This window comes from Devosia yakushimensis, assembly GCF_030159855.1.
GTDB classification, from domain to species: domain Bacteria; phylum Pseudomonadota; class Alphaproteobacteria; order Rhizobiales; family Devosiaceae; genus Devosia; species Devosia yakushimensis.
In genome coordinates, this window is sequence record NZ_BSNG01000002.1 from 75874 (window position 1) to 89901 (window position 14028).

Sequence of the window (14028 nt, forward strand, 5' to 3'; positions counted from 1 at the left end):
GGCGACAAGCATATTGTGCTTATTGCGTGATCGAAGCGCTAAAAGGAGACGGCAGCAATGCACTCTATTGTAGCCACTCGCTCTTGCCTCAGTTCTAGAGAGCTATAGCGTAGACGTAGCTCTCTGCTTCGTCGGCTTCGGCCCGCCATTCATTTCATCTAGCGTCACATTTTTGGTGTTTTGGCATTGCTGGCCGGGACTGCGCGCGGCCGGGTTTGGATCTTCTCCCGGGCCAACAGAGCAATTTGCCTTCACTCCAACGTCCGCAGTTTGCGGCCCGGGTCTACGTCGTTGATCTCGATCCAATAGCCATCGGGATCCTGAAGATAGATCTGGCGGAATCCGAGGGCATGGCGGCCGACGGCACCGGCTTCTCCCTGCCAGCTTTCGAACGCTACGCTTTTGTCCTCGAGGGCGTCGATCAGTTCGGCGAACCGATCGGTGCGGAGCGCGATGTGGACGTCTTTGACATGGCCGAGACCTTCGGTTGGCCCGGTGTTGAGGTGAACGATGTCTTTTCCATCCGCCCCGAGCCAGGCGCCGGTCATTGGAGCGCCCGATGTCCTCAGCAGGTCCATGCCGAGCACGGACCTGTAAAACGCAATGCTCGCCTCGAGGTCCTTCACCAGGATTGAACGGTGATCAAGTTGCATTTCAGCCTCTACGCCCGACCTCAATTGCTCGGGATGACGTGTGATTTCGCCATCGCCAGGAGCCCCATTACCGCGATCAATGAAAATACGGCCGGGATCAGAAATACCATGGGCAGCCCGATTGCGACCACACCCAGACTGCCGGAAGCGCCGCCCAGAGCGCTGCTCAGGGCTGACGAGCTCATGAAGATGGCGCGATTTTCCTGATTATCGTCGCCAAGGGGGCATGCTGCGCATCCCCTTCACTTCCCCGGTTTGGCCAGAATGTCCCAGGCGGCCATGGCGCCGTCGATGACACGATCCAGCGCGGCGCCGCCGGCGCCATCGCGCGCTTGCAGGGCCAGCCCGTTCAGTACCGTGGTGTAGAATGCGGCCATGGCTTCGGCATCGGCACCTTCCGGAACGTTGCCCTCGGTGATGCCCCTTCTGATCCGCGCGGCGAATGTCGCGCTCGCGCCGTTCCGTATCGTGGCCAGATGCGCCCGCACTTCGGCATTCTGTGGCGGACCGACCGCGGCGGCGAGCACGATCATGCAGCCGCTGGGGACACCGGGATCGGTATAGTTCTGGGCATTGCTGCGCAGGATTGATTCAAGCGCCTCTTTAGCGGTCGGGGCGTCCTGCATCTTGGGCCCATAGCGGTGGGTGTAGAGATCGAGTGCCTCGTAGAACAGTTGTTCCTTCGGGCCAAAGGCGGCGTAAAGGCTCGGTTTGCCGATACCCAGAGCGTCGGCCAGGTCGCTCACCGAAGTGCCCTCGTAGCCGCGCTCCCAGAACAGGCGCATCGCCTTGTCGAGGGCGGCATCGCGATCGAATTCTCTTGGGCGGCCTGCCAAAACCGGGTTTCCTGATACTTGTCTACCGATCAGTATAAAATCGTTGACGCTGTATCGCAACTGCCATAACCAATTATGTACCAATCGGTAGAAAATGGAGATCGAAATGACTGAGCTTGAATTATCGGGCCTTGTGGCCCTCGTCACCGGGGGAAGCCGCGGCATTGGCGCGGCCACGGTGCTGGCGCTCGCCCGTCGGGGTGCCGACATTGCCTTCACATTCGAACGCAATGGCGAGAAGGCGGGCGAGGTCGAGCGGCAGGTCAGGGCGCTGGGCCGACGCGCCCTGGTCATGCAGGTTGATTCTGCCGATCCGCAGGCGGTGATTGCCGCGGTCGACCGGACTGTCGAGGAATTGGGGCGGATCGATATCCTGGTCAACAATGCGGGTATTGGCACGGGCGGCCCGTTCGGCGAGGTCACGGTGGAAACATTCGACCGGCTGTTCTCGATACATGCCCGGGCGCCGTTCTTTGCCGCGCAGGCGGCGGCGCGGCATATGCGCGAAGGCGGGCGGATCATCTCGATCGGCACCAATATGGCGACAAGGGTCGCGGGACCGGGGCTGAGCCTTTACGTCACCAGCAAATCTGCCGTTTCGGGCATGACCCGGGCATTGGCACGGGAATTGGGGGCGCAAGGGATCACGGTGAATACCGTCGATCCCGGCTCCACCGACACCGATATGAACCCGGCGGATGGCCCGATGGCGCCGTCCCAGATGGCGCTCAATGCGCTTGGACGTTTCGGCAATCCTGAGGATATCGCGGCGGCCGTTGTCTATCTTGCCGGCCCGGGCGGCCGCAGTATCACCGGCACCTCAATCCTGGTGGACAGCGGGTTTAACGCCTGAGCGCATCGCCATCGCTAATCGGGGCGCTGGAGGGCCTTGAGCTCGTCCTGGTCGAGCAGAGGCACTCCTGCGCCGATCGATTGCAGATAGCTGTCGAGCAGTTCCATGCCCGATGCGGGGCGGTAATTGCCATTATCCTGTGTGGTGGCGATGGCCAATCGCGTCTGCCAGGATTGGGCGGTTCGGCAGGCGACGGCCAGATAATTGGCGGCGCCTGTGGTTTCGAATTCCCGGCAGGTGGTTCCGGCGGCATCGATAAAGGTCGCAATGGCCGTCACATCCATGCCGTTGGGCAGGGTGCGGCTCTCGCCGGATGGCAGGCTATCGAGCGCGATGGCGATGTCGGGGCCTTCGAGTGTCCCGATGGCCGGACCATTGTCGCCGCGAAGCGTGAGCAGGTAGAGGGACGGGATGGCAAGAAGGGCGATCACGGCCGCAAAAGCGGTGGCGCCGACCGGGGAAAGCCGAAGCTTTTCGAGCCAGTTCTGCCAGGTGGCGCCGCGCTCGGCCCTGGCGATGGCTGCTCTTACGTTTTTTTCGAGCGCAGCAGGCACGGGGGCAAGCAGGGGGGCAAAGCCGGCCTTGGCAAGGGCCGCGCCTTCCACCAGCTGCTCGAGGCGGGCGGCCAGGTCGTCATCGTTCTCGATGGCCTGGGCGACCCTGGAGAATTGCGGTTCATCCAGAACGCCATCGGCGAAGGCCGTCAGGATTTCGTCGGTAATGGGGGGTGTTGATGGCTTGCTCACAGAAGTTTCCCCGCTTCGATACCCAATTCTTCGGCCAGCTTGCGCCGTGCCCTCGCCAGCCGGCTCATGACTGTGCCGATGGGCAGGCCGAGCACTTCGGCGGCGTCGCGATAGCTCAGCTCTTCGACGCAGACCAGCAGCAGGAGTTCGCGCTGGTCCTGCGGCAGGAGGCCAATGGCCTGCATGGTGCGCTTCAGCATCAGGCGGTTCTCGGGCACCATGGTGCCGTCGAAGGCGCCGATATCGCTATGTTCCACAATGTCGATTTCTTCCCCGCGCGTCCGTTGCCGGCGCAGCCGGTCGATCCAGCTATTGCGCAGAATGCGGAACATCCAGGCATCGAACGAGACGTCCGGGCTCTGCATCTTGCTGGCCAGGGCCTTTTCGCAGGCGACCTGGACCAGATCGTCGGCAGTATCGGCGACCTTGCACAGGGCGAGCGCATAGCGCCGCAGGCGCGGCAACATCGGAACGAGACTGGAAGCGATCGTGCTCATGCTAATCCAGACGTCTGGGCGAGCCGGTTATTCCCGCGCAACCGCATTTTTTGTCATCTATAGAATAGAAGACCTTCTCATACGTTATGCGGTGAGATGGCCCTATCGAGATGAATCGTCATGCTGCACGCTGCTCCGACATTTTTGCGCATTCTGTTTTTGGCCCTGGGCCTGATGTTTTGCTCGGCGCTTGTCCTCTCGCCCATCCTCTCGAGCCCGGTCGTGGCCGATGATGATGACGACGATGGCGGTGGCGACGACGATGATGACGACTATTTTGAAAGCGACGACGATGACGATGATTACCGGTATGTGCCGCCGGTAAAGCGGGCGCCGCCTGCGCCGATCAGTGTTCCGCTGCCGGAGCAGGCGCCCGACCAGGTGGTTGTGGAAGGGCTCGATGCGCCGGCCCGGGACATGCTGCTGGACAAGGGATTCGTCGCCCTGACGGAGCGGGGGAGCCGCGTGCTGTTCAGGGTGCCCGGTGGCCTTGGCGTGACGGCGGCGCTGGAGATGATCGGCGCGACCGCGCCGGCGGCGCTGGCTGCGCCCAATAGCTATTACCGCAGCCAGGCCGTGCCGCGGGAGTGTTCGGGGGCGCTTTGCGGCCATTGGGAAGCCGTCGGCTGGCCTCCCGCGGCCGATCCGATCTGCCGTTTCGAGCCCTTTATCGGCGTTGTCGATACGGGGGTGAATCTCGAGCACGACATGCTCAAACAGGCCGACGTCACCCTTGAGACGCTCGCTCCGCCTGACGTTACGCCGTCCGAGCGCAAGCACGGTACGGCCATTGTCGCCATGTTTGTGGGCAGCCCGCAGGATCGCGTGCCGGGGCTTGCGCCGGCAGCGCAATTGCTGGTGGTGGACCCATTCGGCCGGGTCGGTACGGACGAGCGGAGCGATGTGTTCGCGCTGGTCCAGGCGCTGGAACGCCTGGGCGAGGCGGGTGTGGACGTGGTCAGCCTGAGCCTGGCCGGACCGGACAATGCCATTCTGGCTGCGGCCATCAAGCGGCTGCAGGCCGGCAACGTGCCGGTGGTTGCGGCTGTCGGCAATGCCGGGCCACGCTCGGCGCCGCTGTTCCCGGCGGCCTATCCGGATGTTGTTGCGGTCACCGCCGTGGATGGCCGGGACAATATCTATCGCCGCGCGGTGCAGGGTGCGCATGTGAGCTTTGCCGCGCCGGGTGTGAATATTCCCACGGCGGCCTCGATTTCCGGCGTGCGCCCGCAATCGGGCACGTCCTTTGCGGTTCCTTTCGTCACCACTGCCCTCGCGGCTGCGATGGCCGATGGCAAGGAGGCGAGCGAGGCAATTGCGGTTCTGGCTGAGACCAGCCGCGATCTGGGCGCCGCGGGCCGGGACGAGGTGTTTGGCTGGGGCCTTGTAAAAATGCCCTCGCCCTGCTGAGCCAGCCAATCACCATTCACCATCCTTGGGTGAAGGCCCCCTCACCCGTCCCTTCGGGCCGACCTCTCCCCCAAAGGGAGAGGTGAGCGGCGCCATTCCGCTGATTTCTTGACTAAATGTCGATTGGTCCTAGCGCGCTGCCCTGGCGAAACGGCGATACCAGCCCGGGCTTGCCAGGGTATTGCGGAAGATTTTCTGCCGCTCGACCGCTTCGGCAGCGCTTTCGCTTCCTATCTCGGCCTCGAGCATGGTGGTGTCCCGCTTGAAGGGAATGACCTGCACGATAGGCGTTCCCTTTTCCAGTTCATGCAGCCCGTCGGCGCCGCGGGCGAAGAACGGGAAATGAATGGGGGCGGTATAGGTATCGGTGTCAACTACGCCGGCCACGGGCTCAAAGACCGGATTGGCGCGATTGAGCAGGGGAACGAAGAGGCAGCTCCAGCCCTCGGGCGTGCGGATCGACCAGTAATTGTGAAACTTGCAGGGCGGCATATCGCCGTTCGGATGACCGGCGACCTGGTGGCTGCCGTGATTGCTCACCATGGTCTTGTCGAAGTCCCATCCGGCGGTGACCGTCTTGCCGCCATCCTTGATCTCAAGCCTGACAGTTGCCGCGAGGGGCAGGACATAACCCGTCATCATGGCATCGAGAAAGGGCATGCAGCGCTTGACGGTGAGGCCGGTATCGCCCGGCGCAAGCTTGGTCGTATCGACGGGCGGCAGTTTCCGAAACCAATCCGGCAAATGCCCCTTGGCCGGAAGGGGCGGGGCGATGACCCCCTCATCTTCCGGGGCACAGAGGAAACGTATCTTTGGCGTGATCCGGCCGAACATTTGCGGTCTCCCATTGGGGTTCAATCGTGTGGGTGACGCATGGGCGCAGGGTTTATTCCCGGTTCGCCGGCAAAAGAATTTTCGGAATAGGGCGGCCGCTCATCCGTCTTGCCTGGTGGAGCAGCTTCGCTCCGGCACGAGAAAGGACATGTCCAAATGGGCAAGACCATCACAATCACAACTCTCGCCGTGGCCGGCCTCATGGCCGTCAGCAGCGCGCCGGTTCAGGCCTATAGTGTCGCCGATCCGCAGCCCACCGCCGCCCCGAGCGAGCATCTGCGGCTGGCCGATCGCCGCACCACCTATATCGACGGGGCCTGGCATGACTGGGTCAATGGCCGCTGGGCTGCCCGTTCGAGTTCGAACTCCAATTCGAATTCGAACAGCAATTCGTCGTCTAATTCGAATTCCAATTCGAATTCGAATAGCTCGTCGAATTCCAACTCCAACTCTTCGTCCAATTCGAACTCGAACTCTTCGTCCAACTCCAGTTCGAACTCTTCCTCCAATTCGAGCAGCAACAGCTCCTCGAACTCCAACTCGAACAGCTCGTCCAATTCCTCCGACGACGACGATTGAGCGCTGAACGGAGTTCGACATGCGAAGATCTATCAAAGCCGTCGCCTATGCCCTGCTGCCGCTATTGGCGGGCACGAGCCTGAGTTTCGGGCTTGATGTCGAAGTGTTCCCGGCCAAGCCGGTCGTGGCCGATCCGCCTGCTATCCAGCTGGCTGACGACGACGATGATGACGATGACCGCCGGCCGCGCTGGTGGCATCAGCAGTGGTGGTCTCTCGATGACGACCGCTGGGAGCGTGATGACGACGATCGCTGGGACGACAGCGACGATGACGACTGATCTTGTGATCGAACCCGGCGCCAAGGTGCCGGGTTTTCGGTCGCCGCCGGCTAGAAGCTGACCGCGCGGTTTCGCGCATTGGTGATGTGATTTTCAATGGCGGCGATTGCCGCATTGCGGTCGCGGGCCAGAATGGCATCGATGATTTCGATGTGATCGGCCAGGGCCGGGGCCAGCACGACCGGATTGAGCCGGATACGGTCGATCTGGATCATGCGGACGCGGATGGCGTTGATCGAATAGGCCTGCATCAGGCTTTCGTTGCCGGTGGCGCCGATCAGGAAGTCGTGGAAATCGGAATCCACCTTCTGCGCTTCTTCGAGCAGCGTGCCGGTAATGGCGACGCCGGCGCGGTCGAACAGATCGGTATGCAATTTGCGCTGAGCGTGCAGGGCTTCGTCGGTGACGTGGGTGATGGCGTGGATGGTCGCCTCGCGCTCATAGGCGATGCGGATCTGATAGGATTCGCGAATCATGCGCAGATCGACGGCGGTGATCTGGATGCCGCGTTGCGGCAGGATGGTCAGCAGGCCCTCGGCCTCCAGCCGCGGCAGGAGTTCGCGCAGGGCGCCCAGGGAAATGCCCAACAAGCTGACCAGATCGCGCTGCGACAGGTTCTGGCCCGGCTCGATCTCGCCCGATAACAGCAATTGCTGCATGCGCCGATAGGCGACCTGCCGGTTGAGACTGTCGCCCGGCAGATCGGTGGCGGTTTTGCTGCGCTTGAGTGCCGTTGTCTGGCCCGTCGCCATCAGCCGCTCCGTATCGGTGGTTCAATCGGCATTTCAATCAGACTTGCCGGGCAATTGGAATCTAGAATTGGAAGCCGCTGCCGACGAAGGCTGCGCGCAGCCGGGCATAGCTATCGCCATCCAGCGCTCGTAGCGGGGCCTTGGGCTGTGCCCAGGCGGCATCATCGTAGCTTTCGGCCTTGAGCGCCCTGAGCGCGCTGATCCCGCCATAGTCATCGACGGCCGCAATCCGCAGGGCCGCCTGGTCCATGATGGTTTGGGCGCGGGGACCTGTGGGGTCGGCGAAAAAGGCGCAAAGATCGGGGGCCACCACATTGGGCAGGCCACCGATCATGCCGGCGCCACCGGCTGCCAGCAAGTGCGGCAGCACGCGATCGTCGCCGGTGAAAATGCGCAGATTGGGAAAGGTCCTGGCCAGCATGAGCGCGTGATCGCGATCACCGGTGGAATCCTTGATGCCGGCGATCCGGTTGGGGAAGCGGGCAACCAGGTCGGCGACCAGTTCGGGGTCGAAGCCGATCTTGCTCATGGCCGGGATATGGTAGAGCACGACGTCGAGCGGGAAATTGCCGCCAAAGGGCGCGGCGCAGGCGGCGAAGAAGTCGGCAATGCCGGCCTGGCTGGCCGAGCCATAATAATAGGGTGGCACGATCAGGATGGCGCGGCAGCCCAGGGTCAGGGCGGTGCGGATCGAGGTCACGGTGTCGTCCACCGCTGCGCTCATCGCGGCGGGGATGACGCGGCCCATATCGACCCCGGCCAGCTTCAGGGCGGTCAGTGCCGCGTGTTTCTCGGCGACCGAGAATGAGGGGCCTTCGCCGGTCGATCCGAAGGGCGAGACGAAGCTGCAGCCCTGGGCGAACAGCCAATCGAAGTGATGCTTCATCCGCCCGATATCGACGCTGCCGTCCTCTGCCAGGGGCGTCAGAGACGCCGCCACGATACCTCCCAAGTCCTTGCTGGAACTTGGCATTTCATGAGCCGCGCTGCCCGTTGCGAGAGCTTGTGTCACTGATACAATCACCTGATCAAGAAGTCGTACAATCAATCTATTTACATGGTTGGGTTTTTGTTGCAAGGTCCATCCGTCGCCGGCCGGTAAGAGCCCGTTTTGAGGCTTGTTTCGGCCGGCAGCGTGAAGAGGAGGATGGCTCTTGGCGGGATTGGACCTGGCACATGTCTCGAAGGCCTATGGCGCGTTCGAGGCGGTCAAGGATGTGTCGCTGACCATCGAGGAAGGCGAGTTTGCCGTGTTTGTCGGCCCCTCGGGGTGTGGCAAGTCGACCTTGCTGCGGCTGATCGCGGGGCTCGATCCGGTGAGCGATGGCAAGATTGCCATCGGCGCCGATGATGTGACGCGCCGCCCTGCCGGGACGCGCAGCGTGGCCATGGTGTTCCAGTCCTATGCGCTCTATCCGCATATGAGCGTGTTCGACAATATTGCCTTCCCGCTGCAGATGGAGCGGCGCTCCAAGGACGATATCCGCCAGCAGGTCGAGAAGGCCGCCAATATCGTGCAGCTGGGGACGCGGCTGGGCGACAAGCCGGCCAAGCTGTCCGGCGGGCAGCGCCAGCGCGTGGCGATTGCCCGCGCCATTGTGCGCAAGCCGGCGATCTTTCTGATGGATGAGCCGCTGTCCAATCTGGATGCGGCTCTGCGCATGGAAATGCGCACCGAATTGACGCGGCTGCACAAGCAGCTGGGCGCGACCATGGTCTATGTGACCCATGACCAGCTCGAAGCCATGACCATGGCCGACCGGATCGTGGTGCTCAATGGCGGCAGGGTGGAACAGGTCGGCCGGCCCATGGATATCTATCACAAGCCGGTCAATCGGTTCGTTGCCGGGTTTATCGGCAGTCCGCCGATGAACATGCTGGCCGCCACGGTGCTCGGCGCCGATGGTAAGTCCGTGCAGATCGCGGCCGATGGGGTGGACCCGATTGCGCTGGTCCATGATGGGGCGGTGTTCGCCAAGGGCGCGGCAGTGACTTTGGGCATTCGGCCGGAATTCTTCAGTGCCAGCCCGCTGGCCGATGCGGTCAAGCTGACGGTCGTGCCGCATACGGTCGAGCGGCTGGGCCTGCACACGATCATTCATGCGGCTTTGGGCAGTCACGCCATCACGGCGCTGCTCAATGGCGATCCGCCGATCAAGGCCGATGTGCCGCTCGATCTTTATGCCGCAATCGAGCAATTGCACCTGTTCGATGGCGATGGGCAAAGGCGGTCCGTCTGAGCCAGCCAGAAACGCGATGCGTCACGCAAGGGAGGAAAACTTGTCTGCATTCACCACGGATAAATCGGGGGCGATGAGCCCCAATCGCCGTAGTTTTCTGCTGGGCGCCGCTGCCAGCGGCATCGCCCTGGCAGCCGCGGCGGGTAGCGTTGGCCGCGCCTTTGCGCAGGACCAGCAATTGGTGTTCTGGTCGCAATTGGCAGGGAGCAAGAAGGCGGCCGGGGAGGCTCTGGAAGCCGCTTTCACTGCCGCGCATCCCGAAACCAAGCTCAATTCGAGCCTTTATGCCGAGCCCAGCCAGCTCAATGAAAAGATCCTGACTGCCATCAATGGCAATACGGCGCCGGACCTGTTCATCCAGCACTGGGATTATACGCTGACCTATTCGACCGGCGACAAGCTGGCCGATCTCAAGACGGGTCTGGCCAATGTCAATTTCGATGAGCTTGACCCTTCGCTGCTGGCCTATGGGCAGATTGGCGGGGAGCAGGTTTCGGTGCCGCTCTATGGCACCTCGCGCGGGCTGGGGATTAATCGCAAGCTGGTGGTCGAGGCGGGGCTTGATCCCGACAAGGGGCCGCAGAACTGGGCTGAATTGCGTGAATGGGCCAAGGCGCTGACCAATCGGGCCGAGAACGGCCTGTTGCAGGTGGCTGGCTTCAGCATGTTCCACAATGATCTGGAGACCTGGGAAATCTTCACCCTGTTGCTGCAGGGCGCCGGCGGCACACTGTTCAATGCCGATCTGACGGCGCCGGCCTTTGCCGGCCCCGAAGGGCTCAAGGCGCTCAATTTCATGTTCGAGCTGCTGCATACCGACCAGGTGACCGATCTGGGCTTTGGCCTGGGGCCGGGTGGTTCGGCGAGCCCGCTCAATCAGAGCCGCGCGGCGATGATTATTGCGGGCAATTATTCGACCAATAATGCGCTCAAGGCCGGGCTTGAATTCGACGTGCTGCCGATCCCGATGGAAAATGGCGGCTTCACGTCGCTCGTGGACCCGTTCTCCTTTGCCGTCACCAAGGCATCGCCGAATCAGGCGGCGGCATTGAGCTTTGTCGAGTTTGCGCTGTCGCAGGAACAGCAGGTGGCTTTCGCACTGGCCTCGAAGAACGTGCCGGTGCTCAAATCCGCCCAGCAGGATGCGAGCGTGCAGGCCGATCCGTTCCTCGCCAAATTCATCAAGACGGCGAGTTATGCACCCCAGACCGCAGCGGCCATTCCCGCGTTCTCGCGCATGGTCACCATCATCGCCCGGGCGGTGCAGGAGACCCTGTTCAAGCGCGTGACGGCCGAGGAGGCGCTCAAGGCGGCCGAGACGGAAGTTGCCGCGGTCCTGAGCCGCTAGGGAGACGGGTATGGCGCTTCAATCGAGCACAGTGGCGGGGCAAAGACCGCAGAGCTTTACGCAGAATTGGAGCGCCTATGCCTTCCTCGCGCCGGCGCTGATCATCCTGTTCCTGTCGCTGCTTTTGCCGGCGGCGGGAACGCTGGTGATGAGCCTCACCGATATTTCCTTTTTGCGGCCGACCAATTTTGTCTGGTTCGACAATTACCTCAAGCTGTTCGCCGATGGGCGCTTTCGCCAGGCCATGGGCAATACGGCCTATTATACGGTCGGGGTGACCTTTCCGACCATGGTGCTGGGGCTGCTGGCGGCCGTCGCGCTCAATGGGCGGTTTCGCGGGCGCATCGTGTTCCGCACCATTTTCTACCTGCCGGTGCTGACCTCGCTAATCGCGGCGGCGGTGGTGTGGATGTATGTCTACGAGCCCTATTCGGGGCCGATCAATGGGGCGCTGGCGCAGATGGGCCTGCCGCCGCAGCCCTGGCTGCAAAGCCCGAACCTGGCTATGACCTCGCTGATCGTCATGGCGATCTGGCGCGATTTCGGCACGGCCATGATCATCTATCTGGCGGGGCTGCAGGATATTCCGAGCGATATCTATGAAGCGGCCCGGCTCGATGGCGCCAAGACGCGCGATATTTTTCTGCGCATCACCGTGCCGATGCTGAGCTCGGTGACCTTCTATCTGATGATCATCCTGATCGTGCAGACCTTCCAGGTGTTCGGCGCCATTTATGTGATGACCAATGGCGGCCCGCTCGGCTCCACCGAAACCATCGTGTTCCAGATGTATCAGACCGCCTTCGGCTATACCGAATTCGGCTATGCGGCGGCCATGTCCACTGTGTTGTTCGTGGCCATCCTGCTGTTTTCCATCGTGGGTACCAAGATCATGCGCCGGGGTGAATCATGACCGATGCTGCCCAATCCGGCGCTATCCGCGCCGTGCCGAATTTGCAAAGCGCCGACCGTTTCTGGCCGGTCGCGGAACGGGTTATCGGCTATGTCCTGCTGAGTTTTGCGGCGCTGGCGACGATCACCCCGTTCCTGTGGATGGTATCGACCTCGTTCAAGACCGATGCCGAGACCTTCCAGTTTCCGCCCAATTTCATTCCCAATAGCCTGCTCTGGCAGAATTATATCGACGCTATTGCCGGGCCCGATACCGGCCGGCAGCTGATCAATAGCCTAGTCTATGCATTGGGCTCGACCGTCTCCAATATGGTGTTTTGTGCCCTGGCCGGCTACGCGCTGGCGCGGATGCAGTTCAAGGGGCGCAATGTGATCTTTGCGCTGGTGGTGGGCCTGCTCATGGTGCCGGCGCAGAGCCAGATCGTGCCGGTTTTCCTGATCGTGCAGAAAATCCCCTTTGCCGGCGGCAATGACTGGTTGGGCAATGGCGGCACGGGCCTGCTCAATACCTATTGGGGCATGATCCTGCCCACGGCGGCGACGCCGTTCGGCATTTTCATGATGCGGCAGTTTTTCTCGCGCATCCCGATCGAATATGAGGAATCGGCGCGGCTCGACGGCGCCAAGCCTTTCACTATCTTCTGGCGCATTCTGTTGCCGCTGGCGCGGCCGGCCATGGCGGTGCTTGGGGTGCTGAGCTTTCAGAGCGCGTGGAACGACTTTATCTGGCCGCTGATCCTCACCTCCCAGCGCGAGATGGCGACGCTGCAGATCGGATTGCAATTGCTGCAAAGCGGTCCAGACGCGCGCTGGAATGTGGTCATGGCCATGGCCACGCTCATTACTCTGCCCATCATCATCGTGTTCCTGTTCGCGCAGCGCTACGTCATCGACGGTGCGGTCACGAGCGGCGTCAAGGGCTGATCCTTTTTATCCTTTTGACCTATTCGCGGAGTTTTAGCGATGATCCAGCATGTCGAAGTCTATGCACGGGACGGCGAGTTCGCCGCCTGGCCGGCCAATTACGGCCTCTGGATCTGGGGCGATGAAGTGGTTGCGGTGTTTTCCCAGGGCTATCGTGGGGGGCAGGAAAACCTGCATGCCCGCGACAAGACGCGCCCCTTTATCGGCAAGCAGGCGCGGAGCCTCGATGGGGGCCTTACCTGGGTCAGCGAGCCGTTCAATGGCGCAATTCCCGGCGGCACGTCGCTTTCCGGCGACGAGCATGTGATCGAGGCGCTGCAGAGCCAGCCCAATATCGTGAGGGATCGCGACCTGCCCCCACTGGCCGAACCGATCGACTTCACCGATCCCGAAACGATTCTGATGTGCGCACGCACCGGGCTCGATGCGGGTTCGATAAGCTGGTTCTATGTCAGCCGCGATCGTGCCCGCTCCTGGCAGGGGCCCTATCGCATCGGCGACTTCGGATTGCCCGGCATTTCGGCGCGCACCGATATCGTGCCGCTCGGCAAGCATGATGCGCTGTTCCTGCTCACCGCGGTCAAGGCGAACGGGAAAGAGGGGCGGGTCTTTGCCGCCCGCACAAGCGATGGCGGCAGAAGCTTTTCGTTTGAAGGCTTTGTCGGTGAGGAGCCCGAGGGCTATGGCATCATGCCCGCTTCGCTGCGCCAGACCGATGGCAGCGTGCTTACGCTGGTGCGCTGTGCCACGCCCGGCAAAGGGCCGGACCGGCGTGCCTGGATCGACCAATATCGCTCGCGCGACGAGGGCAGGACATGGACCTATGAGGGGCGGCCTGTGCCCAATACGGGCTATGGCGGCAATCCGCCGACGCTCAACCGCCTCAAGGATGGACGCCTGGTAATGGTCTATGGCTTCCGCGATGCCCCCTTCGGCATGCGGGCGCGCTTCAGCTCCGATAATGGTGTGAGCTGGGGAGACGAGATCGTGCTGCGCGACGATGGCGGCATGTCGGACCTGGGCTATCCGCGCAGCGTGGTGCGCGATGACGGCAAGGTGCTGACGGTCTATTATTACAATTACGGCATGGACCGGGACCGCTTCATCGGGGGGACTTTGTTCGACCCGGCTGAAATCTAGAAAACCGCATACGAATCTTCCCGC

Annotated in this window: 17 protein-coding genes; 9 read left to right on the forward strand and 8 right to left on the reverse strand. The window is 62.2% G+C overall.

Annotation, left to right across the window (positions count from 1 at the left end):
* Positions 1-251: 251 nt before the first annotated feature.
* Positions 252-653 carry a VOC family protein gene (locus tag QQL79_RS17560; RefSeq protein WP_284393049.1) on the reverse strand — a complete coding sequence of 134 codons (402 nt, stop codon included), beginning with the start codon at positions 651-653 and terminating at the stop codon, positions 252-254.
* Here QQL79_RS17560 and QQL79_RS17565 point away from each other — a divergent pair.
* Entirely contained in the window at positions 639-860 is a 222-nt protein-coding gene (locus QQL79_RS17565; RefSeq protein WP_284393051.1) for a hypothetical protein, read from the forward strand. The two genes, QQL79_RS17560 and QQL79_RS17565, sit on opposite strands and share 15 nt — an antisense overlap.
* Before the next feature lie 35 nt (positions 861-895).
* On the opposite strand, the gene QQL79_RS17570 is transcribed toward QQL79_RS17565, so the two are convergent.
* Positions 896-1489 (reverse strand): TetR/AcrR family transcriptional regulator, encoded by a 594-nt coding sequence (locus QQL79_RS17570; protein ID WP_284393053.1) that lies wholly within the window; start codon positions 1487-1489, stop codon positions 896-898.
* 106 nt (positions 1490-1595) lie between these two features.
* Between QQL79_RS17570 and QQL79_RS17575 the strand changes: the two genes are divergently transcribed.
* Positions 1596-2342, forward strand: coding sequence for an SDR family NAD(P)-dependent oxidoreductase (locus QQL79_RS17575; RefSeq protein WP_284393055.1), 747 nt, complete (start codon positions 1596-1598; stop codon positions 2340-2342).
* A gap of 14 nt (positions 2343-2356) precedes the next feature.
* On the opposite strand, the gene QQL79_RS17580 is transcribed toward QQL79_RS17575, so the two are convergent.
* Both QQL79_RS17580 and QQL79_RS17585 read right to left on the reverse strand, forming a co-directional pair.
* The gene (locus QQL79_RS17580) at positions 2357-3088 is read right to left on the reverse strand and encodes an anti-sigma factor family protein (RefSeq protein ID WP_284393056.1); all 732 of its coding nucleotides are present in this window, start codon (positions 3086-3088) and stop codon (positions 2357-2359) included.
* Positions 3085-3585: an RNA polymerase sigma factor gene (locus tag QQL79_RS17585; RefSeq protein ID WP_284393057.1), complete on the reverse strand. Its 501-nt coding sequence runs from the start codon at positions 3583-3585 to the stop codon at positions 3085-3087. Before QQL79_RS17585 ends, QQL79_RS17580 begins: the two co-directional genes overlap by 4 nt.
* A 120-nt stretch (positions 3586-3705) precedes the next feature.
* On the opposite strand from QQL79_RS17585, the gene QQL79_RS17590 reads away from it, so the two are divergent.
* Positions 3706-4995, forward strand: coding sequence for a S8 family serine peptidase (locus QQL79_RS17590; RefSeq protein ID WP_284393058.1), 1290 nt, complete (start codon positions 3706-3708; stop codon positions 4993-4995).
* A gap of 129 nt (positions 4996-5124) precedes the next feature.
* Here the strand turns inward: QQL79_RS17590 and QQL79_RS17595 are convergent, their stop codons facing one another.
* Together QQL79_RS17595 and QQL79_RS17600 are read right to left on the reverse strand one after the other, a co-directional pair.
* Positions 5125-5829 carry a hypothetical protein gene (locus tag QQL79_RS17595; protein ID WP_284393059.1) on the reverse strand — a complete coding sequence of 235 codons (705 nt, stop codon included), beginning with the start codon at positions 5827-5829 and terminating at the stop codon, positions 5125-5127.
* A 302-nt stretch (positions 5830-6131) separates the two neighbouring features.
* Positions 6132-6386, reverse strand: coding sequence for a hypothetical protein (locus QQL79_RS17600; RefSeq protein ID WP_284393061.1), 255 nt, complete (start codon positions 6384-6386; stop codon positions 6132-6134).
* 41 nt (positions 6387-6427) lie between these two features.
* On the opposite strand from QQL79_RS17600, the gene QQL79_RS17605 reads away from it, so the two are divergent.
* Positions 6428-6688, forward strand: coding sequence for a hypothetical protein (locus QQL79_RS17605; RefSeq protein ID WP_284393062.1), 261 nt, complete (start codon positions 6428-6430; stop codon positions 6686-6688).
* A 50-nt stretch (positions 6689-6738) separates the two neighbouring features.
* Here QQL79_RS17605 and QQL79_RS17610 read toward each other — a convergent pair whose 3' ends face one another.
* The gene (locus QQL79_RS17610) at positions 6739-7440 is read right to left on the reverse strand and encodes a GntR family transcriptional regulator (RefSeq protein ID WP_284393063.1); all 702 of its coding nucleotides are present in this window, start codon (positions 7438-7440) and stop codon (positions 6739-6741) included.
* A gap of 61 nt (positions 7441-7501) precedes the next feature.
* Entirely contained in the window at positions 7502-8380 is an 879-nt protein-coding gene (locus QQL79_RS17615; RefSeq protein ID WP_284393064.1) for a dihydrodipicolinate synthase family protein, read from the reverse strand.
* A 214-nt stretch (positions 8381-8594) separates the two neighbouring features.
* On the opposite strand from QQL79_RS17615, the gene QQL79_RS17620 reads away from it, so the two are divergent.
* From QQL79_RS17620 to QQL79_RS17640, 5 genes are read left to right on the forward strand one after another with little or no spacing between them, the layout of a single operon-like run.
* Positions 8595-9680: an ABC transporter ATP-binding protein gene (locus tag QQL79_RS17620; RefSeq protein ID WP_284393065.1), complete on the forward strand. Its 1086-nt coding sequence runs from the start codon at positions 8595-8597 to the stop codon at positions 9678-9680.
* Positions 9681-9720: 40 nt separating this feature from the next.
* Positions 9721-11028: an extracellular solute-binding protein gene (locus QQL79_RS17625; RefSeq protein WP_284393079.1), complete on the forward strand. Its 1308-nt coding sequence runs from the start codon at positions 9721-9723 to the stop codon at positions 11026-11028.
* Between the two features lie 10 nt (positions 11029-11038).
* Entirely contained in the window at positions 11039-11941 is a 903-nt protein-coding gene (locus tag QQL79_RS17630) for a carbohydrate ABC transporter permease (protein ID WP_284393080.1), read from the forward strand.
* Positions 11938-12864, forward strand: coding sequence for a carbohydrate ABC transporter permease (locus QQL79_RS17635; RefSeq protein WP_284393082.1), 927 nt, complete (start codon positions 11938-11940; stop codon positions 12862-12864). Before QQL79_RS17630 ends, QQL79_RS17635 begins: the two co-directional genes overlap by 4 nt.
* Before the next feature lie 39 nt (positions 12865-12903).
* Positions 12904-14004, forward strand: a complete 1101-nt coding sequence (locus tag QQL79_RS17640) for an exo-alpha-sialidase (protein ID WP_284393084.1) — start codon at positions 12904-12906, stop codon at positions 14002-14004.
* Positions 14005-14028: the final 24 nt, after the last annotated feature.

Bases quoted from the DNA above. Each gene is read 5' to 3' on its own strand.
- QQL79_RS17560 (WP_284393049.1), bottom strand. From the start codon at position 653: ATGCAACTTGATCACCGTTCAATCCTGGTGAAGGACCTCGAGGCGAGC.
- QQL79_RS17575 (WP_284393055.1), top strand. From the start codon at position 1,596: ATGACTGAGCTTGAATTATCGGGCCTTGTGGCCCTCGTCACCGGGGGA.
- QQL79_RS17585 (WP_284393057.1), bottom strand. From the start codon at position 3,585: ATGAGCACGATCGCTTCCAGTCTCGTTCCGATGTTGCCGCGCCTGCGG.
- QQL79_RS17590 (WP_284393058.1), top strand. From the start codon at position 3,706: ATGCTGCACGCTGCTCCGACATTTTTGCGCATTCTGTTTTTGGCCCTG.
- QQL79_RS17595 (WP_284393059.1), bottom strand. From the start codon at position 5,829: ATGTTCGGCCGGATCACGCCAAAGATACGTTTCCTCTGTGCCCCGGAA.
- QQL79_RS17605 (WP_284393062.1), top strand. From the start codon at position 6,428: ATGCGAAGATCTATCAAAGCCGTCGCCTATGCCCTGCTGCCGCTATTG.
- QQL79_RS17610 (WP_284393063.1), bottom strand. From the start codon at position 7,440: ATGGCGACGGGCCAGACAACGGCACTCAAGCGCAGCAAAACCGCCACC.
- QQL79_RS17630 (WP_284393080.1), top strand. From the start codon at position 11,039: ATGGCGCTTCAATCGAGCACAGTGGCGGGGCAAAGACCGCAGAGCTTT.
- QQL79_RS17635 (WP_284393082.1), top strand. From the start codon at position 11,938: ATGACCGATGCTGCCCAATCCGGCGCTATCCGCGCCGTGCCGAATTTG.
- QQL79_RS17640 (WP_284393084.1), top strand. From the start codon at position 12,904: ATGATCCAGCATGTCGAAGTCTATGCACGGGACGGCGAGTTCGCCGCC.